The organism is Brachybacterium sp. GCM10030252 (assembly GCF_042666535.1).
Classification (GTDB): domain Bacteria; phylum Actinomycetota; class Actinomycetes; order Actinomycetales; family Dermabacteraceae; genus Brachybacterium.
The window spans coordinates 20829-40655 of sequence record NZ_JBHTDM010000034.1 but is presented as its reverse complement, the minus strand read 5'-3'; the positions used below and the strand labels follow the sequence as shown (position 1 = coordinate 40655).

Here is a 19827-nt window from a genome sequence, read left to right as displayed (position 1 = left end):
TCTCCTCCCGTTCGCCCTGCGTGGTCCGCTCGTTCCTCGCGGACCACTCCGGGCTCACAGGTCGTCGATCAGTCCTCGACCGGCTCCGGCTTGGCGTGGAGGCGTTCGGTCTCGTCGATGACCTCGGAGACGATGCCCTTGAGGGCGTCCTCGTGGGCGCGTGCGTGATGGGCGCAGAACATCAGTTCACCGCCGGCCTCCAGTCGCACCTTGACGTACGCCTGGGCGCCGCAGCGGTCGCACCGGTCGTGGGCGGTCAGCCGGGGAGCTTCAAGAGTCAAATTCATGGTCCTTTTCTAGCACCCCGCAGGTGCCCGGGGGGAGAGCTTCGCGCCCTGGTTCGCTGGTGGCGCAACGAACCTGTGAGCGGGGCCCCAATACCGGGATCGGGCGGTGCGGCCACGTAGAATCGCCAGGGTGTCCACCTCCACCGCATCGAACTCCAGAACCCAGAACAAGACCGCCTACGACGCCCGGAACCTCCAGGTGCTCGAAGGGCTCGAGGCCGTCCGCAAGCGCCCGGGCATGTACATCGGCTCGACGGACTCCCGCGGGCTCATGCACTGCCTCTGGGAGATCCTCGACAATGCTGTCGATGAAGCGCTCGGCGGCTACGGCGACTCCATCGCGGTGATCCTCCACCCGGACGCCTCCGTCGAGGTGCGCGACACCGGCCGCGGCGTCCCCGTCGACATCGAACCCCGCACCGGTCTCAGCGGCGTCGAGGTCGTCTACACCAAGCTCCATGCGGGCGGGAAGTTCGGCGGCGGCTCGTACGCGGCCGTCGGTGGTCTCCACGGCGTCGGCGCCAGCGTCGTCAACGCCCTGTCCGGGCGGCTCGACGTCGAGGTCGACCGCGCCGGCAAGACGTACGCGATGAGCTTCAAGCGCGGGGTCCCGGGCGTCTTCGACGACGGTGGGACCCCCGATCCCGAGGCCCCGTTCACCCCGGCCGACGGGCCTGGTGAACTGCGTGTGGTGGGCAAGGCCAAGCGCGGGGTCTCCGGCACCCGGGTCCGGTACTGGGCGGATCCGCAGATCTTCATCAAGGGCTCCCACTTCGCGCTGGACGATCTCCACCGTCGCGCCCGCCAGACGGCGTTCCTGGTTCCGGGACTGGAGATCTCGGTGACCGACCACCGGCCCGAGGCGACCCCGGACCAGCCGGCCACCCGCACGTACAAGTACGACGGCGGCATCAGCGAGTTCGTCGAGTATCTCGCCCACGACGAGAAGATCACCGATGTGATCCGCCTGCAGGGCTCGGGCGAGTACACCGAGACCATCCCGGTCCTCGACAAGAACGGCCACATGGTCTCCACCGACGTCGACCGCAAGTGCGAGGTCGACATCGCGCTGCGCTGGGGTGCGGATTACGAGTCCACGGTGCGTTCATTCGTGAACATCGTGGCCACCCCCAAGGGCGGCACCCACGTCACCGGTTTCGAGCAGGCGCTGGTCAAGACCATGCGCAAGCAGGTCGAGAACCAGGCGCGACGGGTCAAGTTCAACACCAAGAACGAGAAGATCGAGAAGGACGACACCCTGGCGGGCCTGACCGCCGTGGTCAGCGTCCGGATCGACGAGCCGCAGTTCGAGGGCCAGACCAAGGAGGTGCTCGGCACCCCCGCGATCCGCGCGATCGTCTCCAAGGTCGTCGAGGACCGCCTGACCGACTTCCTCACCTCCACCGCGAAGGGGGAGAAGGAGCAGGCCAACCTGGTCATCGACAAGGTGGTCTCCGAGATGCGGGCCCGTATCGCCGCCCGCATGCACAAAGAGGTCTCGCGCCGCAAGAACGCGCTGGAATCCTCGACGATGCCGACCAAGCTCGCCGACTGCCGCAGTACCGAGATGGAGCGCTCCGAGCTGTTCATCGTCGAGGGTGACAGCGCCCTGGGGACCGCGAAGAACGCCCGCAACTCCGAGTTCCAGGCTCTGCTGCCCATCCGCGGCAAGATCCTCAACGTGCAGAAGGCGTCCATCACGGACATGCTCAAGAACACCGAGTGCGCGGCCATCATCCAGGTGCTCGGGGCCGGCTCCGGCCGCACCTTCGACCTCGACGCCGCCCGCTACGGCAAGATCATCATGATGACCGACGCCGACGTCGACGGCGCCCACATCCGTACTCTGCTGCTGACCCTGTTCCACCGCTACATGCGGCCCCTGGTCGAGGAGGGCCGGGTCTACGCCGCGGTGCCGCCGCTGCACCGGGTGGAGATCATCCACGGCGGCTCGAAGAAGAACGAGTACGTCTACACCTACTCCGAGGCGGAGCTGAACAAGCTGCTGAAGAACCTCGAGCGGCGCGGCAAGCGGTTCAAGGAGCCGATCCAGCGCTACAAGGGGCTCGGGGAGATGGACGCCGATCAGCTGGCCGACACCACCATGGACCCCGGGCATCGCACCCTGCGCCGGGTGCGCATCGAGGACGCCGAGGCGGCCAGCTCCATGTTCGAGCTGCTGATGGGCTCCGAGGTCACTCCGCGCAAGCAGTTCATCATCGAGGGCGCCGAAGAGCTCGACCTGGAGAGGATCGACGCATGAGCGTCGCCGTCCGCGTGATCCCGTGCCTGGACGTCGACGCGGGACGCGTCGTCAAGGGGGTCAACTTCCAGGGCCTGCGGGATGCCGGCGACCCGGTCGAGCTCGCCGCCCGCTACGGCGCCGAAGGGGCCGACGAACTCACCTTCCTCGACGTCACCGCATCCTCCGGGGGCCGCGAGACCATGATCGACGTGGTGCGCGCCGCCGCCGACCAGATCTTCATCCCGCTGACCGTCGGTGGGGGAGTCCGCTCCGCGGAGGACGTCGACCAGCTGCTGCGCGCCGGGGCCGACAAGTGCGGCGTCAACACTGCCGCCATCGCGCGCCCCGAGCTGATCAGCGAGATCACGCGCCGGTTCGGCAACCAGGTCCTGGTGATGTCGATCGACGCCCGCCGCGTCACCGAGGACACACCCGAGGGCACCGCACGCACCGGATCGGGCTTCGAGGTCACCACGCACGGGGGCCGCCGCGGCACCGGGATCGATGCGATCTCCTGGATCCGGGAGGTGACCGAGCGCGGCGCCGGCGAGATTCTGCTGAACTCCATGGATGCCGACGGCACCGAGGCGGGCTTCGACCTGGAGCTGATCCGCCTCGCCCGCGAGGCCACCACCCTGCCGCTGATCGCCTCCGGCGGCGCCGGGAAACCGGAGGATTTCCCCCCGGCCGTGCATGCCGGGGCCGACGCCGTGCTCGCCGCGAGCGTCTTCCACTTCCGTCAGCTGACCATCGCCGATGCGAAAGCGGCGATGGCGGCCGACGGCATCGCCGTGCGGTGAGCGCGCCCCTGTCGGTCGCTTCCCTCGAGCCTGCCATCCGGCGTCCCCGTCGCCAGCGTGCCGCCGTCATCCTGCTGGCGGGCCTCCTGGCACTGCTCGTGGGGGCCGGCTGGCTGCTGTGGGACAACCGCCGTCTGGACGTCACCTCCTATCAGGTTCCCGTCCAGCAGCTGCCTGCCGCGGCCGACGGAGTGCGCATCGCCCAGCTCTCCGATGTCCATGCCGCCTCATTCGGGACGTTCCCGGACCGCATCGTCTCCGCCGTCCGGTCGGCCGAGCCCGATCTCATCGCGCTCACCGGGGATCTCATCGACATCCGCACCGCGGATCTGGGCGCCTCGCTCGACCTCGCGGAACAGCTGGCCGGTATCGCCCCCGTGTACTACGTGCTGGGCAATCACGAGGCCGACTCCCCACTGCGCACCGAGCTGCTGGAGGGTCTGGAGGAACGAGAGGTCCATGTCCTGCGCGACGAGGCGACGACGCTGGAGCTCCCGGAGACGACGCTGACCCTCGTCGGTCTCGACGATCCGCGTGTGGATCACGCGGCTGACCGGGAGGCGACGCCCCCGGTGACGACCCTGGCCGGGCTCGACATGCCGCGACAGAGCCCGACGGTGCTGCTGGCGCACTGGCCCGAGCTGTGGTCCGACTTCCGAAGATCCGCTGGCGGGCTTCGGTGGGGCGGTGGCGACTGTGTCCTCTGGCGGCGAACCCGTGATCCTGGGCGAAGAAGACGGCTCATCGGACACAGCACTGGCAGGGGCGTTGTTCGTCCCACGCGGTCTGCTCACCGACGAGCAGTTCTGGCAGATCGGTGGGGTACAGGCAACGATCACCACTGATCCGCGCGAGGATCTCGTTGGGGATCTGGCGAATGTCGGCATCGACGCACACAGCGGATGGGACATCGCTGAGTTCGATCGGCTCCAACACAGCATCGATACGATCCGCCTGCTGACTGTGACCGTGCTCGCGATCGGACTGGGCGGGTTCCTGCTGAGCATGACGGACCGCGCCCTCGAGCGCAGCGGGGACATTGCTCGCCTCCGGTTGCTCGGGACCCCGGTGCGGACGCTCCGCGCGGCGCACTGGTTCGAAGTCACGGTGCCGCTCGTCGTGGGCGTTCTGGCGGCGTTGGCCATAGGCCACGTCGTCGCAAGTACCTACGTCGCGGTAGGGAATCTCGGTGTCGAGCCTGGCAGAGCCACGAACCTGCCCGACTCATATCTCGTGGGACCCGTTCTTGCCGCGCTCGTCGGTTCGGTGCTGATCGCAGCGTTGACCTCGATGGGACTCGGGATGACGTTGCGGTCCGAACAGATCCGCCGCGAATGAGAGATGCATACGACACGGACGACACGGGAACTCAGGGACTGGCCAGGGCCAAGGCAAGGGCCCGGGTCGCTCTGTCCCTGGTCCGGGTACAACAGACCAAGACGAGACATACCCCGGCCCGGGCAACGGGCCGGGGTATGTCTCGTCAGCGGTGGATGAGTCCGGCGTTCACGAGCGCCCGCGCGAACACCGCCTCCTGTTCGCGGCGTGCCTGCGCGGCGGCCTGCTGGCGCAACGCCTGGTCGACGGCGCGCTGCCGTCGGGCCTTCTGGGCGACGCGGCGACGAGAGGTCCGGTTGTCCAGCGCGGACCTCTCCGGCTCCGACGGCAGAGCCGCTGAGGAGTCCTGCTCGACCGGCAACGGTGGGATAAGCGTCGAGGAGGTCTGTGCGGCTGTCGAGCTGGGGACGGCCGCGCCCGCCTGCGTGGGACGGGGAGGGCTCTGCGTGAGGGGCGAAGCCCCGGTGAATGCTGTCGTAGGGGGTTCGGGTCGGACGGATTGCAGGCGCTCATCTGTGCGCATGGTGCATCTCCTGGGACGTGGTGGTGCCAAGTCTTCTCGGCAGGAAGGACACGAGGTGTCCGCGAAGTGGGGACCGCCGGACGCGATGTGCCCGTGGGGTCGAGATAGGCGTCGCCGACGATGCGAGAGAGAGGGGTGGCCGTCTCGTCGCGATCGATGGGCGATGCCACGTTCGGGCTGCGCCGAAGCGCAGCAAAGGGTGCCGACCGCTGCCCAGAGCGGGCTCGCCTCACGGTGCGATGCGACGCGACCCGCCGGGGGCAGGTGTCGAAGTCACGCAGTGCGCAACGAGGCGTTGGCGCTCGGTGTGGTGTGTTGCGGTGCGGTGTGGTGCGGGCGGCCGTGCCGAGGCCTACGCCGCGGGGCTCGGAGCCGGCTACGGCGTCAGCGGGCTACCTGGCCGGCGCCGCCGTCGGCTGCGCAGCGGCCCCCATCGGCCTCTGTCGCCTCCACGGTGGAGCCGGGGTGCCGGGCGGGGGATGCCGCGAGGCCGAACAGCGACGCGGCCAGGTCGGCCGGTGTCGGATTCGGGGTCGTGTGCATCTCCATATGGACAGTCGACCATCACGCTGGATTGGGCACAACTGAATAAACGGCCTCTGGGTCGTCGTCCGCGGACTTCCGTCCGCTCCGGCGGGGTGGCGCGGCCCGCGTCGCTCATGGGCTGCGGCTGGTTGCTCGTCAGGTCAATATGTCGGATCACTCGTGAGCGTGCTGATCCCGTTCCGATGGATACCGGGAGAGATCGATACCGCGACAGTTGTCGTTATCGGAGCCCGATAGCGACAACTCAGGCGGTATGGAAAGCCGGCTGCGGCGCAACCGGCGGCGTGTGGGCTGCGGCGCTATTGGGGGCGTGCAAGCGCGAGGGGCGAGGCGCGGGGTGCGAGGCGCGGGGAGGCCTGGGGCAAGCGGTGCGAGGCAACTGAGGCGCGCAGTGCAAGCCAACTGGGGAGCGCGGGGCGGCCTGGGGCGCAGAGTGCGAGGCAACTGGGGAGCGCTGGGCGCGGGGCTCTCAGTGCTCGATGCGGTAGCTGACGCCGAGGGTGTACGACTCCTCGGGAGCGAGCGCGATGAAGCGATCCTTGGCGACGGCCGGCTCGACGCAGACGAATTGCGGCCACGCATCGTCCGGGACATCGTCCATGCCGCGCGCGAGTTCGTCCCAGGGATTCCAGACCACCGTCTTGGTGGTGCCGCGCGGGATAGAGACGATGCGACGGGTCCGGTCACTGACGGTGACCTCGCCGGCGGCGTCGACGATGCGATCCGTGGAACCGGTCAGCTGCAGGGGCTCGTCCCCGAGGACATCGGCCGCGAGACCCCGAGTGTTGTCGAGGTACTCGGCGTTCTCGAGGCCCGCGATCTCGATGCTGCGCACGTCGCTCACGGAGAGGTACGTGTGCAGGGCGGCCTCCAGCTCGAGGGGCTCCTCACCGGCGATGACGGTCAGGTCCACGGAGAGACCGGCCCCGAGGCGGAACACCGCCTTGGCGGTCAGTTCGTCGGTCTCCTCCGGGGTGGACAGCTCCAGGACCACGTCGTCGCCCTCGAGCGCTGCGGAGACGAGGTCCCAGGGCACGTTGCGCAGCCAGCCGTGCTTGGTCGGCCGGTCGCCGTCACGGCCGGGGCCGAACCACGGGCCGATCAGCGGGATCCCGCCGCGGATCGCCGCGCCGCGACCGAAGTGGGAGTCGGGGCTGAGCCACAGCAGGTCGTCCTCGCCGGCGGGGATCCAGCTCGTCAGATGCGCGCCGTCGAGGTGGAGCACGGCCTCGGCAGCCGGTGTGCGGACCACGATCGCGTCGCTGCCGTGGACCTGCTCGAGGCGGACCCCGTCGGGCTGGGGAGTGGACGGAGTCGGTGCGTCAGTGCTCGCTGGGCTCATGCCGACCATCGTGGCACGGGAGCGTGAGCCCTGCACGTCCGGCCGCGCGGGCCCTACATGGCCGGACGCTCGAGGTCGCGACGGTCCACGCCCGGCCGTGCGCCGTCACCCGATGACAGCGGCGCGGAGGCTGGCGGATGACCCGTCGTCGGGCGCGGGCCGGAGCGGACGCCGAGAACGCCGGGAGTCAGCCGACGGCGGCGATCGGTACCGAGACCGGCGTGCCCGACCCGTCCCGACGGCCCGTGGGCTCGGGCAGGTCGATGGGCTGGCCGGCCTCGGAGGAGGCACGCGCCGGATGCGGCACCACCCACGCCCCGATGAGCGAGTCCTCGCCGCGCAGGAAGCGGTGGCAGCGCAGGCCGGCGGTGGCCCGGCCCTTGGCGGGGAACTCGGTCAGAGGGGAGACCTTCAACGAGCCCGTCTGCAGCAGAGGCAGGGTCGAGGAGCTGCCGGCAACGGTCACCACATCGGCGTCCGCGGTCACGTCGATGACGCCGAAGGAGACCACCTCGGCGTCCGGCGCGAGCTTGATCCCGGCGACGCCACCGGCACCGCGGCCCTGGGGGCGCACGCCGGAGGACGGGAAGTGCAGCAGCTGGGCATCGGAACTGATGAACACGAGATCCAGATCGGTGTCCTCCTCGAGGTCGGCCACGCCGACCACCGAGTCACCGTCCTTGAGCGAGATGATCTCGAAGCCCTCGGACCGCGGGAAGTCCAGTTGGACCCGCTTGACCACGCCCTGTCGGGTGCCCAGGGCGATCGCCCCGCCTCGGGCCACATCGGCCTCGGCGATCCGGATCAGGCCCAGGGCCCGCTCCTCGCGCTCGAGATCGATGAGGTCGGCCAGCCGTGCCCCGCCCGCCAGCGATGGCGCACCGTTGGTGGGGGCGAGCGACGGCAGATCCACGACCGACAGGTGCAGGACACGACCGCGGTCGGTGACGACTCCGACGGTGGAGCGAGTACTGGTGCGGGTGTGCGAGACGACCACGTCGTGTGAGCCGCGCGGCCCTTCGCGCACCAGTGGGCCCTGCCCGGCGATGCGGGCGACCAGCCCGGTGCCCGTCAGCAGCACCGAGCAGGGCTCGTCGGCCACCTCGAGGGAACCGCCGGCTGCGGCGACGGGCTGTTCGGCGGCCTCCAGCAGGACGGTGCGGCGGGAGTCCCCGTGCTCGGCGGCGACGGCCGCCAGCTCGTCGGAGACCAGCCGGCGCAGCGCTTCCTCGGAACCCAGGATGGTCTGGAGCTCCTCGATCTCGCGGCGGAGGTCGTCGCGCTCGGCCTCCAGATCGATCTGCGAGAAGCGCGTCAGACGGCGCAGACGCAGCTCGAGGATGTAGTCGGCCTGCAGCTGGGTCAGGTCGAACACGCCCATCAGGCGGGTGCGGGCGCTCTCCGCGTCGTCGCTGGAGCGGACGATCTGGATGACCTCGTCGATGTCGACGATCGCCAGCAGCAGGCCCTCGACCAGGTGCAGGCGCGCCTGGTGCTTGGACAGACGGTGCTCGGTGCGCCGGCGGACCACCTGCAGACGGTGGTCGACGAACACCTCCAGCAGCTGCTTCAGACCCATCGTGCGCGGCTGGCCCTCGACCAGGGCGACGTTGTTGATCCCGAAGGACTCCTCCAGCGGGGTGTACTTGTACAGCTGCTCGAGCACGGCCTCCGGGTCGAAGCCCGACTTCACGGTCAGGACCAGGCGCAGGCCGTGGTGACGATCGGTGAGGTCCTGGTAGTCGGTGACGCCCTGGACCCGCTTGGACTGGACCGCGTCGCGCAGCTTCTCCGCGAACCTCTCAGGACCCACCTGGTAGGGGAGCTCGGTGACGACGATGCCCTTGCGGCGGGAGGTGACGTTCTCGATGCGCGTGGTGGCGCGCATCTTGAACGAGCCGCGCCCGGTGCGGTACGCGTCCCGGATCCCGGCGAGCCCGATGATGCGACCGCCCGAGGGAAGATCCGGTCCGGGCACGAAGCGCATCAGCTGCTCGAGGTCGGCCTCGGGGTTCTCGATGAGGTGGCGGGCGGCGGCGATGGTCTCGACCAGGTTGTGCGGGGCCATGTTCGTGGCCATGCCCACGGCGATCCCGGACGCCCCGTTGACCAGCAGGTTCGGGTACTGCGCGGGGAGCACTTCGGGCTGGGTCAGCTGATTGTCGTAGTTGGGCACCGTGTCCACGACGTCCTCGTCCAGCGAGGCCGTCATCAGCAGCGCGGAGGGAGCCGGGCGTGCCTCGGTGTATCGGGGCGCAGCGGGGCCGTTGTCCAGGGAGCCGAAGTTGCCGTGCCCGTCGACCAGGGGCATGCGCATCGAGAAGTCCTGGGCCATGCGCACCAGGGCGTCGTAGATCGCGGTGTCGCCGTGCGGGTGGAGCTTGCCCATCACCTCGCCGACCACGCGCTGGCTCTTGACGTGGCCCCGATCGGGGCGCAGCCCCATCTCGGCCATCATGTAGAGGATGCGGCGCTGGACCGGCTTCAGGCCGTCACGAGCATCCGGCAGAGCCCGCGAGTAGATCACGGAGTACGCGTACTCCAGGAACGAGGACTCCATCTCACTGGTGACGTCGATGTCGACGATCGTCTCGTCGACCGCGTCGTCCCCGGCGGGCGGCTGCGTGCTTCGTGATCGGGCCATGAGGGACATGATGGCGCATGACCGGCCACGATCCCGGGAACCGGGCGGCGTGAGAGACGTGAATCCCGTCAACTCCACCAGCTCCGAGCGCCTCTGCGCGGGCGACGATAGGATCCCGGCATGGCGGAGAGGCGTGAAGGACTGCGGTCCCTGCGCCGTCGCGCCACGGGCAGCGGTGGCTCGTCGGCCCCGGCGTATCCGGCCCACTGGGAGGCCGACATCGCGCTGCGCGACGGCTCCGCCGCGCATCTGCGCCCGATCCTTCCCGAGGACGCGGACGCTCTCCAGGCCTTCCACCAGCGCCAGTCGGAGCGGTCGAGGTACCTGCGGTTCTTCGCGCCGATGCCACGCCTGTCCCCGCGGGACCTCGAACGCTTCACCGTGGTGGATCACCACGACCGGGTGGCGTTCGTGGTGCTGGTGGGGGACGACATCCTCGCCGTCGGCCGCTACGACCGGGTCGAGCAGGACGCCGCCGAGGTGGCCTTCAACGTCTCCGACGCCCACCAGGGCACCGGGCTGGCCTCCGTCCTGCTCGAACATCTCGCCGCGGCCGCCCGCGAGCGGGGGATCAGGGTGTTCACCGCGGAGGTCCTCCCGCAGAACTCCCGGATGATCAACGTCTTCACCGACGCGGGCTTCGACGTCGAGCGCACCCTGGACGACGGCGTGGTCCTGGTCTCCTTCCGGATCGATCCCACCGTCCGCTCACTGGCTGTGATGGCAGAGCGTGAGCACCGGGCCGAAGCCCGCGCCATGGAACGCCTGCTGCATCCCGAGTCCGTGCTGCTGGTCGGCGTCTCCTCGCGGGCGGACTCCGCCGGGGGACGCTTCCTGACCGCCCTGGAGCTGTCCGGATACACCGGGGCGGTCCACGTCATCGCCCGCGAAGCACTGGAGCTGCGCGGCCACAGCACCTACGCCCACATCGGGGACGTGCCCGGCACCGTCGACCTCGCCGTGATCGCCCTGCGTCCGGAGTCCTGCCTCGCGGCCATCGAGGAATGCGCCGCCATCGGCGTCCACAGCGTCGTGATCCCCACCGAGGGTTTCACCGACAGCGAACAGGGCGGGCGGCTGCAGCGTGAACTGGTGGCCCGCGCCCGCCTGCATGGCATCCGCCTGCTGGGCCCCGGCTCCCTGGGCTTCCTCCGCACCGGCGAGGACGCCATCAGCCTGTCCCTGGCACCGGCGATGCCCCGCCGCGGCCCCGTGGCGCTCGCCGGGCAGTCCAGCGCACTGTCCGCCCTGCTGCTGGCCGGGACCGACACCCGGGGCGTCGGCATCCACGAGTTCGTCGGCGTCGGCAATCGGGCCGACGTCTCGCTCAACGACACCCTCCAGCACTGGGAGGACGACGAGAACGTCGGGGTGATCGGCCTGGCGCTCGAGTCGATGGGCAACCCCCGCAAGTTCACGCGCATCGCCCGTCGCCTGACCCGTCGGGTCCCGGTCATCGTGCTGCGTCCGCCGGGCGTGGGCTCGACCGCACCGCCCGGGCACGACGTGCGCTCCTCCACACTCCCGCGCCGTGCCCTGGACCAGGTGCTGGACTCGGCCGGTGTGGTCCAGGCCGGGGGAGTGGACCACCTCATGGACATCGTCGATGCCATCGGGCGCCAGGGCCTGCCGCCCGGTGCCCGCGTGGGCCTGCTCTCGAACACCGCGGCCCTCGGTGCCGCCCTGCGCGGCGCCACGGACCAGGCGGGCGTCGAGGTCGTGGCCGACAACCGCAGCGTCCCGCTGTCCTCCGACCCGCGCCTGGTCCAGCGCGCCTTCACCTCCATGGCCGGGCGCGGTCAGACCGACCTGCTCATCGCCGGCATGCTCGACCCGCTGACCGGGGACCCGGTCGAGGTGATCCGGCAGATGGCGACCGTGGCCCGGCACAGCGAAGTGGCGTTGCTGGTATGTCTGATCACCAGCGCCGAGCGCTACGCCGAGGTCCAGCGCGCCGTGCGGCAGGACCCTCGGCTGCCCCCGGTCCATGCCACCCCCTTCGGCGCGGTCCGCGCCGGTGCCGGGATGCTCGCCGCCACGCTGCGACCGGCCGCCGACGACGACGCGCCCGCCCAGCGCGAGGACATCGACCGCCTCGCCGCCCGGGACCTCGTCGAGAGCCACCGCCCCGAGGGCGGTCAGGAGAGCACCGACCTCGCGCCCGAGAACGTGAGCGCGCTGCTGGCGGCCTACGGGATCAGCGTGCTGCCCGCCCGGACCGTGCAGGACGCCGAGGACGCCGTCGAGCAGGCGTCCCGGATCGGATACCCGGTGGTCCTCAAGAGCACCGATCCCGTGCTGCGGCACCGGCCGGACCTCGGGGGAGTGCGCTCCGGCATCCCCGATGCCGTCCAGCTGCGCCACGCCGTCTCGGCGATGCGCCATGACCTGGCCTTCTCCACCGCCCCGCTGGAAGTCCAGGCGATGGCGCCGCCCGGTGTGCCGATGGTGGTGCGCAGCGTCGAGGACCCCTCCCTGGGCCCCGTCCTCTCGCTGTCCGTGGCCGGCGATGCCACCGATCTGCTCGACGACATCGCCTATGCGATCCCGCCGTTCAGCGAGAGCGCCGCAATGCGCCTCGTCGATGCTCCCGCCTCGGCGGTCAAGCTGCGCGGGACCCGCGGCCTCCCTCCGGCGGACCGCGGCGCCCTGGCCGATCTCGTCGTGCGCGTCGGACTGCTCGCCGAGGACGTCCCGGAGCTGGCGGCACTTGAGCTGCATCCGGTTCTGGTCGGCCAGGACGGTCTCACCGTCGTCAGTGCCACCGCCCGTCTGGATGCGGCACCGAACCGCACCGACAGCGCACGGCGGGTGCTGTCGGGCCCAGCCGGGGTGTGAGCATGAGCGTCGGCGGCCGCCTCCCTGTCGAGTGTTCCGTGGTGGTCCGCAGCGGCCGGCCCGTGGTGCTCCGCAGCGGCCGGCCCGTCGTGGTCCACAACGACTGCTCCGGCCGCGCTGCGCGTGGGACAATGGACCGATGACCACCGCTCTTCCCGCCGAACTTCTCGCGGATCTCGAGACCGCCGGGTACTTCCCGCAGACGGCCGCGCAGAGCCTCGAGCGCTCTCTGCGTGGAGCCGCCCTCCTGGCCTACCTGGTGCGGCCGGAGACGACGTTCGATGGCCCCGAAGTGCGGCGCCACCTCACCGTCGTCGTGCTGACCGGGACGCACCTGCTGGTCACCCACCTCGACGACGACCCGGCCGATGCGATGAACCCCAGCCAGGTCGTCTCCACCACGGAGCGGATCCGGCTCCAGCGGATCACCGGCACCGGCCTCTCCCAGGTCTTCGACACCGACGGACAGCAGACCCCGGCCCGGGAGGCCGAGGTGACCCTCGGGATCACCTGGAACGGGTCGCGGCGCGTGGATCTCGAGCGCGCCGTGTGCGAGGACCCGAACTGCCAGGTCGACCACGGATATACCGGCACGATCGCACCCTCCGATCTGGCACTGCGCGTGAGCGCGCTGGCCGACGGCGATGACGCGGTCGAGGCAGCGCTGCGATTCCACGCCGAGCTCGTGGACGCCATCGACGCGCTCGACGCCTGAGCGCTGTGCCTGAGCACATGCCCGCCCGCGCCTGCGTGCCCGAGTGGCCCGAGGATCTCCTCGTCCCGCCCTTCGCCGGCGGCGCGCACCCTGGGATCCTCGACGTGCTGTCCCCACTGGTGGGATCTCCGCAGCCGGGACGCGATGTCGTGGTGCTCCTGGACGGCTTGGGGGCGGATCTGCTCGCCGAGCACCGCGCTGTGACGCCCACACTGCGCCGCCTGGAGTCGGAGACCGCACGCATCCGGACGGTCACCCCGGCGACCACCGCGACCGCCATGGTCTCGCTGCACACCGGCCGGGCGCCCCTGGACCACGGCGTGCTCGGATATCTCACCCACGACCCGGCCAGCGGCCAGGCCCTGAACCAGATCAAGGGCGACCCGGGTGTGGACCCGCGGCAGTGGATGCCGGAGCCGACACTGGTCGAGCTCGGATCCCGCCGCGCCGTGCAGGTGGGCCCCGCGAAGCACGCGGGATCCCACCTCAGCGGCGTCGCCTACCGCGGCTGGGAGTTCCTCGGCCACGGACGGGGAGACCGCGTCGAGGCGGTGCGCACGGCTGTCCACCGTGCCGGCCCCGACGGTCTCGTCCACCTCCATGTCGACGACGTGGACCACATCGGGCACCATGCCGGCGTGGACAGCGAAGACTGGCGGACCGCCCTCTCGGAGGTCGACGCCCTGGTGGGAACCCTGCTGCGACGTCTGCCCCGCGGCACCCGGGTCCATCTCACCGCCGACCACGGCATGGTCGACACCTCACCGGGCACCACGATCGATCTCGCCGCCCACCCGCGCCTGCACGCGCTGGTCGCCGGCGTGGCCGGGGAGGCGCGGGCGCTCGCGCTGCGCGCCATCGAACGGGTCGGTGCGGCGGAGGACCTCGCCGCCGGACTCAGGGAGCTGCTCGGGCCACGAGCACTCGTCCTGACGCGGGATCAGATACTGGCTGCCGGCCTGCTGGCGCCGGTGGGGACAGAGGTGCCCGCACGCGTCCGCGGACGCATCCCGGACGTGCTGGTGCTCGCACGCGGACGCTGGAGCATCGACGACTTCTCGCGACGTTCCGATACCGCCCGGGCCATGATCGGCGTGCACGGCTCGCTCACCTCCGCCGAGGCGTGGGTGCCGCTGATCCGCACCACGGTCTGAGGCCGGCGCCTAGGCGCTGACGAGGCGCCGCCGAACGCTACGGCTCGGGCACGGCCGAGCGGGAGAACGTCACCGTCCGGACGGGGCCCGGGGTATCAGTCGTGCTTGGACCCGAAGACGATCTCGTCCCAGCTCGGCATGGAAGCCCGCTTGCTCTTGGACTTCGCCGGCTTGCTCGGCTTGCTGGGGTTGGTGGACTTATCGTTCTCGTGCTTCTCGGCCGGCGTCCGGGAGGAGGCGTCGTCATCGAATCCCGGCAGCGGTGTGAGATCGACCGTGTCCTGGTACTCCACGGGAGCGCCTGCGGACCCGTCACTGCCTTCCCCGGCGCTCGCGGCTCCGTCCGCCTCCAGCGCGGACTCGGCCGGCTCCGCGCCACCGGAGACAGCAGCATCGGCCTCATCGGAGTGGACGGGGTCGACGGAATCCGGGGAACCGGCAGCACGGGCGCCGCTCCCCGTCGTCTGGTCGGAGGCGGAATGCTCCAGCAGCGCTTCGCGATCCGAATCCTCGAGGTCCTCGCCGGTCTCGTCCGCCGCATCGCGAACAGCGACGCGGCGGGGACCCTCGGGCGCGGAGGTCCGGGTCGCCGCGTCCTCGGCTGGGCCCACGGCGGCGCCATCGGGTCCGTCGGTGAACTCGTCCTCGTCGGTGACGTCCTCGTCCAGGCTGGCCCAGACGGTCGTGGAGTCATCCGGCGGCGGGACCGAGCGCAGCCCGCGGCGGGCGTTGAGCGCATCCAGCTCGCCGTCGTCGATGGCGGAAGGGTGGTCGCCGGAGACGGAGGGCTGGCCGGAGCTCCGTCCGCGGCCGCGGCGGGGCCCGGCGCTGTTCTCGTCGAAGGCCCCGTCGGCCTCGAGATCGTAGACCGAGCTCTTGACCGCCTGCAGGCGGGCACGGCCCCGGGTCGGCTCCGGCGGGGCGTCCTCATCGCTGATCCAGCGCGCCTCGTCGTCGACCGAGGCCACCGAGCGGTTGTCGAGATCGGCGACCCAGTGCGCCTGCCGGGTCCGGCCCGCTGCGGAGAAGGTCAGCTGGAGCGTCCAGGTCCCGTCACCACGTCGCCAGGCGTCCCAGGTGGTCTCGCCGGTGGCCTCGCGGGCGGCCAGCCGCTCGGCGACCACCTCGTCGAGGCTGGGGCCGCCGCGGCCGACGGGGAACGTGCGTACGCGCTGTGCGGTCCATTCCCGTTCGGCGAGCACAGGGCCCTCGTACCGACGTACGTGCTCGAGGGGGATGTCGGCGGCTTCGGAGATGTCCTCGGCGCTGCGCCCGGAGCGCAGCATGGACTGGATCTCCCGGGGCCTGACCGGTGCGGAGTCCGCCGCCTGGATCATGCCCAGGGCCGGGCGGTCCCGCCGCACCGCTGCACGCAGGGCCTTGTCGATGCGCAACGTGTAGCGCTCGCCGTCGGAGTCGACCAGGATCACATGCTCGCCGTCGTCATGGATCCCGTCGAGTTCGAGCTCTCGCATCGTCGTCCTCTCCGTCGGAGCCTGGTCCCTCGCGGGCAGAAGTTCTCGCGTCCGCGACTCCTCGCATGCAGAAGTCTAGGCGGTGACCATATCGCGGCCCGCTGTCCACCGCCTGCGTTCGCGCCTGGAACGGGGGCGTGTTGCGTGCATCTGTGGATCCGGGACGCGCAGGGGCCGACGTGATGCGGTGGGCGCGGTCTGCTCCCGCGCTCGGCTCTCGCGGATGAACCGAGCGGAGCCGGCGCCGGCGTCGACGTCCGCTCCGGAGTCCGGGCAGTGGCCCGGACCTGGACCACGCCCGGCCGAGGACCGTCCCGAGACCGGCGCGAGACCTTCCCGAGACCTCCCCGAGACATTGCGTTGCCCGTCGCAGACCTCTCTGCAATAATGCCGCCGCATTCAGCGTTGCGACCAGGACCGACCCGCAGGGGGCACGGGCAGTCTCGCCAGCGCAGGACCGCCGCACGCACCGAGGTCGGACGACCGCCGAGACAACCAGGAACGGACCGTAGATGGCCACAGATTACGACGCCCCGCGCAAGAACGAGGACGAATCGAACGACGACTCCATCGAGGAGCTCAAGGGCCGCCGGAGCGAAGCGGCGGCCCCCACGGTGGACGAGGACGAGGCGGAGGCGGCGGACTCGTACGAGCTCCCCGGCGCCGATCTCTCCGGCGAGGAGCTCTCCGTGAGAGTTCTTCCCCGTCAGGCCGATGAGTTCACCTGCGCCAGCTGCTTCCTCGTGAAGCACCGCAGCCAGATCGACCACGTCGAGGGCACCCTCATCATCTGCAAGGAGTGTGCCGCCGCTTGAGCGGCGATCACTTCCGCGCACGATCTCGACAGGACGGCGCCGCATCCACGTCGGATGCGGCGCCGTCCTGCATGTCGTGGGGCCCAATGCCGCAGCGTCGACCGACTCCGGCGTCCGGTCTCCCGTGCCGCGGGAGTCCGGCTCGAGCACGCTGAGGCGTTCGCCCCGCTCAGCCGCTTCGCGAGTCCCGTCGGGCGCTGCGCAGTGCGAGCGCGAGGTCGTCGGGACGGCGTGAGGACCCGACCCACGCGGTGGTGGGATCCTCGTCATCGAGCACCTCGATGCGGAAGCCCGAGGAGACCCAGCCGCGCACGCAGTGGTGCGCAAGAGGCTCGAAGCCCTGACCCATCGTGGTGCGCCACTCGTCCCCGCGCAGCACCGTCGCCTCACCGAGCTGATCGACCTCGATCCGAGCGCGGCCCATCGTGAACCAGCCGTCCTTGACCTCCAGGACGGGGGAGTAGAGCACGGCGAGGATCACCGCGACGATGATCGAGACCACTCCGACCACGAGCGCGGTCGTGAGATGCAAGGGCACGATGACCACCCCGAGGATGGAGCCGAGCGCCACCACCACGACCCAGGTCCCCGGGCCGGGCAACAGGCGCTCACGGAAAAGAGGCTCCTGGTCACGGGGGCGATTCGGGGCGGATGGTGCGGGCTCTCCGGTCGGCGAGGCGGTGTGGGGATCGACGGCGTCGGGCATGCGCTCATCGTCTCACGCAGCCCCTGGACGCTCCAGCGCGCTGACGGCATACCCTGTGCCCATGCCTGCTCTGCCTGACTTCACGACCGAGGACGCGGACGCCGCACCCGCCCCCATGGGGACGCCGCCGTTGCGGATCCGTCTCGCCCCCGGCACGCCGATGCCCCACCGCGCCCACGTCGACGACGCCGGCCTGGATCTCTCCAGCGCCGAGGACGTCGAGATCCCCGCCGGGGGGCGAGCCCTCGTCGACACCGGGGTCTCGCTCGCACTGCCCCCCGGCACCGTGGGACTGGTCTGCCCCCGCTCGGGACTGGCCTCCCGGCACGGCATCACCGTGCTGAACGGTCCCGGTATCGTGGACGCCGGATATCGCGGGCCGATCAAGGTCTCGCTGCACAACACCGACCTGTCCGAACCGTTCGCCCTCGCGGCGGGGGACCGGATCGCCCAGCTGGTCGTGGTTCCGTTCCTGGCGCCGGCGCTGCAGCAGGTCGATGACCTCGACGCCACCGATCGTGACGCCTCCGGCTTCGGGTCCAGCGGCGGCTTCGGCCCCGGACCGGCACCGGCCGGCACCGACGAGCATAAGGAGGGATGACCGTGGGACTGTTCTCCCGCAGGAAGCGCGCGGAGTCCGACGAGGGCGAGCACACCGGCCCCGAGGACTCCCTCGAGGACGTCGGTCTCGGCCAGGACGAGGACGACGCCGAAGCGACCGGGGCCGACGAGCCGGAGGCCGACGAAGCGCCCGACGAGGCGCCCCCGCGAGCCGAACACCTCGACGAGGGGCCCTTCGACGCCCCGGACGCCCCCGACGAGGACCGCATCGACCTCGGCGGCCTCCAGGTCCCCACCATCGAGGACATGGAGCTGCGGATGGAGGTCGACCAGCGCACCGGAACCGTCACCGGCGCGAATCTGGTCATCGGCGGCTCGTCCCTGCAGGTCCAGGCGTTCGCCGCCCCGAAATCGCGCGGCCTGTGGGACGAGGTGCGCACGTCGTTGCGCGACTCCGTCGTCAAGCAGGGCGGCACCGCCGAGACCCGGCCCGGCGTCTTCGGGACCGAGCTGATCACCCGGCTGCCCGTCAAGCGCACCGATGGCCGTACCGGGTACCGCCCGGCGCGCTTCATCGGCATCGACGGGCCTCGCTGGTTCCTCCGCGCGATCCTCACCGGCAAGGCGCTGTCCGACAAGGAGCAGGCCAAGAGCTTCGAGACCCTGGTCTCCCGCCTGGTCGTGGTACGCGGAGGCGAGGCGATGGCGCCCCAGGAACTGATTCCGCTGACGCTGCCCGGCCAGCGCCCGGGCCTCACCCAGACCGGCGCCGGCCCGCTGGATCCGCTGGCGCGCGGCCCCGAGATCACGCAGATCGGATGAGCACGCCCTCCCCGGGCCCCGGCCCGTCCCAGCCCCCACGGTCCGGCGGACCGGCCGACCCGGCGCGACCGGGCGAGAATGCCGAGCCGGCGCGACCGACCCCTGCCCGCTCGCCCGGAGCGGGCGAGGGCGATCCGGTCAAGCGCGGCCTCGGAGGCGTCCTGCATCAGGAGGAGTTCTCCGTCGCCGACGCGATCGGCGGGCCGCGCGGCATCGCCGAATCGGTGCTGCCGACGCTGCTGTTCATCGTCCTGTACGTCGCCACCCGGTCCGTGACCCTCGCCTCCGTCTCGGCGGTCGCGGTGGTGGCAATCTTCCTGGTGGCACGCCTTATCCAGCGCCAGAGCCCCTCGACCGTGCTCGGCGGCCTGATCGGGGTGGGCCTCGGGGCGGTCCTCGCGATCCGTTCCGGGGACGGCTCCGACTTCTACGCGCCCGGCCTCGCCATAAATGCCGTGGCCCTGGTGGTCCTGGCGATCTCGCTGCTGGTGCGGCGGCCGCTGGTCGGGTACTTCATCGGTGCCCTGGATCCGCGCGTGAAGGACTGGGCGCAGGATCCCGACGCCCGCCGCGTCTACGGCCGGGCCACTGTGCTGTTCCTGGCGCTGTACGCCGCGAAGCTGGCCGTCCAGGTGCCGCTGCTGCTGACGGGTCAGGTGGCGGCGCTCGGCGTGGCCAAGCTCGCCATGGGCCTGCCCGCCTTCGCGGTGATCGCCTACCTGGTGTGGTTGATGCACCGCTCGCTGCTCTCCCGCGGCGGGTACTCCTGAGGCTCCGTCTCGAGCTCTGAGCCCGCAGCTCGACCACCCGGCGCCTCGTCCTTCCGGTGCCGAGACGTAGGCTTCTGCTGGGCCTCAGCTCGCCCGGGCGGGAGCGTGCCGGTCCCCGCAGGGGTCCGCCTGGTGGGACACTGGGGGCCGAAGAGTTCCCGGGCGTGAGCCTCGGCCGGCGCCGGAACTCGCCACGAGATCGAGGAGCTGCGGTCCGCGACGGCACGAGTGCGCGCGGACGGAGGA

The 19827-nt window shown here is 71.0% G+C and carries 18 protein-coding genes; 11 read left to right on the top strand and 7 right to left on the bottom strand.

Features of this window, described 5'->3' with window-relative positions; genetic code table 11:
- Positions 1 to 68: 68 nt before the first annotated feature.
- Complete coding sequence (locus ACFQRJ_RS15150; protein WP_377020051.1) at positions 69 to 287, bottom strand: hypothetical protein; 219 nt, start codon at positions 285 to 287, stop codon at positions 69 to 71.
- Positions 288 to 417: 130 nt separating this feature from the next.
- On the opposite strand from ACFQRJ_RS15150, the gene ACFQRJ_RS15145 reads away from it, so the two are divergent.
- The 4 genes from ACFQRJ_RS15145 to ACFQRJ_RS15130 are packed head-to-tail and all read left to right on the top strand — an operon-like array spanning position 418 to position 4670.
- On the top strand, positions 418 to 2550 hold the full coding sequence (locus tag ACFQRJ_RS15145; RefSeq protein WP_377020050.1) for a type IIA DNA topoisomerase subunit B: 2133 nt from the start codon (positions 418 to 420) through the stop codon (positions 2548 to 2550).
- On the top strand, positions 2547 to 3332 hold the full coding sequence (gene hisF / locus ACFQRJ_RS15140) for an imidazole glycerol phosphate synthase subunit HisF (protein ID WP_377020049.1): 786 nt from the start codon (positions 2547 to 2549) through the stop codon (positions 3330 to 3332). Before ACFQRJ_RS15145 ends, hisF begins: the two co-directional genes overlap by 4 nt.
- Positions 3329 to 4177 carry a metallophosphoesterase gene (locus ACFQRJ_RS15135; protein ID WP_377020048.1) on the top strand — a complete coding sequence of 283 codons (849 nt, stop codon included), beginning with the start codon at positions 3329 to 3331 and terminating at the stop codon, positions 4175 to 4177. The genes hisF and ACFQRJ_RS15135 overlap by 4 nt, the downstream gene beginning before the upstream one ends.
- The gene (locus ACFQRJ_RS15130) at positions 4101 to 4670 is read left to right on the top strand and encodes an FtsX-like permease family protein (protein ID WP_377020047.1); all 570 of its coding nucleotides are present in this window, start codon (positions 4101 to 4103) and stop codon (positions 4668 to 4670) included. Before ACFQRJ_RS15135 ends, ACFQRJ_RS15130 begins: the two co-directional genes overlap by 77 nt.
- A gap of 145 nt (positions 4671 to 4815) precedes the next feature.
- On the opposite strand, the gene ACFQRJ_RS15125 is transcribed toward ACFQRJ_RS15130, so the two are convergent.
- The 4 genes from ACFQRJ_RS15125 to ACFQRJ_RS15110 form a co-directional block, all read right to left on the bottom strand.
- Positions 4816 to 5031 carry a hypothetical protein gene (locus ACFQRJ_RS15125; RefSeq protein WP_377020046.1) on the bottom strand — a complete coding sequence of 72 codons (216 nt, stop codon included), beginning with the start codon at positions 5029 to 5031 and terminating at the stop codon, positions 4816 to 4818.
- A 546-nt stretch (positions 5032 to 5577) separates the two neighbouring features.
- Positions 5578 to 5742: a hypothetical protein gene (locus ACFQRJ_RS15120; RefSeq protein WP_377020045.1), complete on the bottom strand. Its 165-nt coding sequence runs from the start codon at positions 5740 to 5742 to the stop codon at positions 5578 to 5580.
- A 466-nt stretch (positions 5743 to 6208) separates the two neighbouring features.
- Positions 6209 to 7081, bottom strand: coding sequence for a D-hexose-6-phosphate mutarotase (locus ACFQRJ_RS15115; protein WP_377020044.1), 873 nt, complete (start codon positions 7079 to 7081; stop codon positions 6209 to 6211).
- Between the two features lie 187 nt (positions 7082 to 7268).
- A complete protein-coding gene (locus tag ACFQRJ_RS15110; RefSeq protein WP_377020043.1) occupies positions 7269 to 9725 on the bottom strand; it encodes a DNA topoisomerase (ATP-hydrolyzing) subunit A in 2457 nt (818 codons plus the stop codon).
- A gap of 120 nt (positions 9726 to 9845) precedes the next feature.
- On the opposite strand from ACFQRJ_RS15110, the gene ACFQRJ_RS15105 reads away from it, so the two are divergent.
- The 3 genes from ACFQRJ_RS15105 to ACFQRJ_RS15095 all read left to right on the top strand — a co-directional run bounded on the left by ACFQRJ_RS15105 (position 9846) and on the right by ACFQRJ_RS15095 (position 14432).
- Positions 9846 to 12563 carry a GNAT family N-acetyltransferase gene (locus ACFQRJ_RS15105; RefSeq protein ID WP_377020042.1) on the top strand — a complete coding sequence of 906 codons (2718 nt, stop codon included), beginning with the start codon at positions 9846 to 9848 and terminating at the stop codon, positions 12561 to 12563.
- 139 nt (positions 12564 to 12702) lie between these two features.
- Positions 12703 to 13278, top strand: coding sequence for a DUF5998 family protein (locus ACFQRJ_RS15100; protein ID WP_377020041.1), 576 nt, complete (start codon positions 12703 to 12705; stop codon positions 13276 to 13278).
- Positions 13279 to 13295: 17 nt separating this feature from the next.
- Positions 13296 to 14432, top strand: a complete 1137-nt coding sequence (locus tag ACFQRJ_RS15095; RefSeq protein ID WP_377020040.1) for an alkaline phosphatase family protein — start codon at positions 13296 to 13298, stop codon at positions 14430 to 14432.
- Positions 14433 to 14527: 95 nt separating this feature from the next.
- Here ACFQRJ_RS15095 and sepH read toward each other — a convergent pair whose 3' ends face one another.
- Positions 14528 to 15907, bottom strand: coding sequence for a septation protein SepH (gene sepH, locus ACFQRJ_RS15090; RefSeq protein WP_377020039.1), 1380 nt, complete (start codon positions 15905 to 15907; stop codon positions 14528 to 14530).
- A 512-nt stretch (positions 15908 to 16419) separates the two neighbouring features.
- On the opposite strand from sepH, the gene ACFQRJ_RS15085 reads away from it, so the two are divergent.
- Positions 16420 to 16722 carry a DUF4193 domain-containing protein gene (locus ACFQRJ_RS15085; RefSeq protein ID WP_377020038.1) on the top strand — a complete coding sequence of 101 codons (303 nt, stop codon included), beginning with the start codon at positions 16420 to 16422 and terminating at the stop codon, positions 16720 to 16722.
- Positions 16723 to 16891: 169 nt separating this feature from the next.
- On the opposite strand, the gene ACFQRJ_RS15080 is transcribed toward ACFQRJ_RS15085, so the two are convergent.
- Positions 16892 to 17428, bottom strand: a complete 537-nt coding sequence (locus ACFQRJ_RS15080; protein WP_377020037.1) for a DUF3093 domain-containing protein — start codon at positions 17426 to 17428, stop codon at positions 16892 to 16894.
- 61 nt (positions 17429 to 17489) lie between these two features.
- Here ACFQRJ_RS15080 and dut point away from each other — a divergent pair, with 61 nt between their 5' ends.
- Genes dut through ACFQRJ_RS15065 form a run of 3 tightly spaced genes read left to right on the top strand, consistent with a single transcriptional unit; the run spans position 17490 to position 19581 of the window.
- Positions 17490 to 18029 (top strand): dUTP diphosphatase, encoded by a 540-nt coding sequence (gene dut / locus ACFQRJ_RS15075; protein WP_377020036.1) that lies wholly within the window; start codon positions 17490 to 17492, stop codon positions 18027 to 18029.
- Between the two features lie 2 nt (positions 18030 to 18031).
- Positions 18032 to 18811 carry a DUF3710 domain-containing protein gene (locus ACFQRJ_RS15070; RefSeq protein ID WP_377020126.1) on the top strand — a complete coding sequence of 260 codons (780 nt, stop codon included), beginning with the start codon at positions 18032 to 18034 and terminating at the stop codon, positions 18809 to 18811.
- A complete protein-coding gene (locus ACFQRJ_RS15065; RefSeq protein WP_377020035.1) occupies positions 18808 to 19581 on the top strand; it encodes a DUF3159 domain-containing protein in 774 nt (257 codons plus the stop codon). The genes ACFQRJ_RS15070 and ACFQRJ_RS15065 overlap by 4 nt, the downstream gene beginning before the upstream one ends.
- The last annotated feature ends 246 nt before the right edge of the window (positions 19582 to 19827 follow it).

Excerpts from the sequence above, each read along its gene's own strand:
- ACFQRJ_RS15150 (WP_377020051.1), bottom strand. The coding sequence starts at position 287 with ATGAATTTGACTCTTGAAGCTCCCCGGCTGACCGCCCACGACCGGTGC.
- hisF (WP_377020049.1), top strand. The coding sequence starts at position 2,547 with ATGAGCGTCGCCGTCCGCGTGATCCCGTGCCTGGACGTCGACGCGGGA.
- ACFQRJ_RS15120 (WP_377020045.1), bottom strand. The coding sequence starts at position 5,742 with ATGGAGATGCACACGACCCCGAATCCGACACCGGCCGACCTGGCCGCG.
- ACFQRJ_RS15115 (WP_377020044.1), bottom strand. The coding sequence starts at position 7,081 with ATGAGCCCAGCGAGCACTGACGCACCGACTCCGTCCACTCCCCAGCCC.
- ACFQRJ_RS15110 (WP_377020043.1), bottom strand. The coding sequence starts at position 9,725 with ATGGCCCGATCACGAAGCACGCAGCCGCCCGCCGGGGACGACGCGGTC.
- ACFQRJ_RS15105 (WP_377020042.1), top strand. The coding sequence starts at position 9,846 with ATGGCGGAGAGGCGTGAAGGACTGCGGTCCCTGCGCCGTCGCGCCACG.
- ACFQRJ_RS15100 (WP_377020041.1), top strand. The coding sequence starts at position 12,703 with ATGACCACCGCTCTTCCCGCCGAACTTCTCGCGGATCTCGAGACCGCC.
- ACFQRJ_RS15095 (WP_377020040.1), top strand. The coding sequence starts at position 13,296 with ATGCCCGCCCGCGCCTGCGTGCCCGAGTGGCCCGAGGATCTCCTCGTC.
- sepH (WP_377020039.1), bottom strand. The coding sequence starts at position 15,907 with ATGCGAGAGCTCGAACTCGACGGGATCCATGACGACGGCGAGCATGTG.
- ACFQRJ_RS15085 (WP_377020038.1), top strand. The coding sequence starts at position 16,420 with ATGGCCACAGATTACGACGCCCCGCGCAAGAACGAGGACGAATCGAAC.
- ACFQRJ_RS15080 (WP_377020037.1), bottom strand. The coding sequence starts at position 17,428 with ATGCCCGACGCCGTCGATCCCCACACCGCCTCGCCGACCGGAGAGCCC.
- dut (WP_377020036.1), top strand. The coding sequence starts at position 17,490 with ATGCCTGCTCTGCCTGACTTCACGACCGAGGACGCGGACGCCGCACCC.
- ACFQRJ_RS15065 (WP_377020035.1), top strand. The coding sequence starts at position 18,808 with ATGAGCACGCCCTCCCCGGGCCCCGGCCCGTCCCAGCCCCCACGGTCC.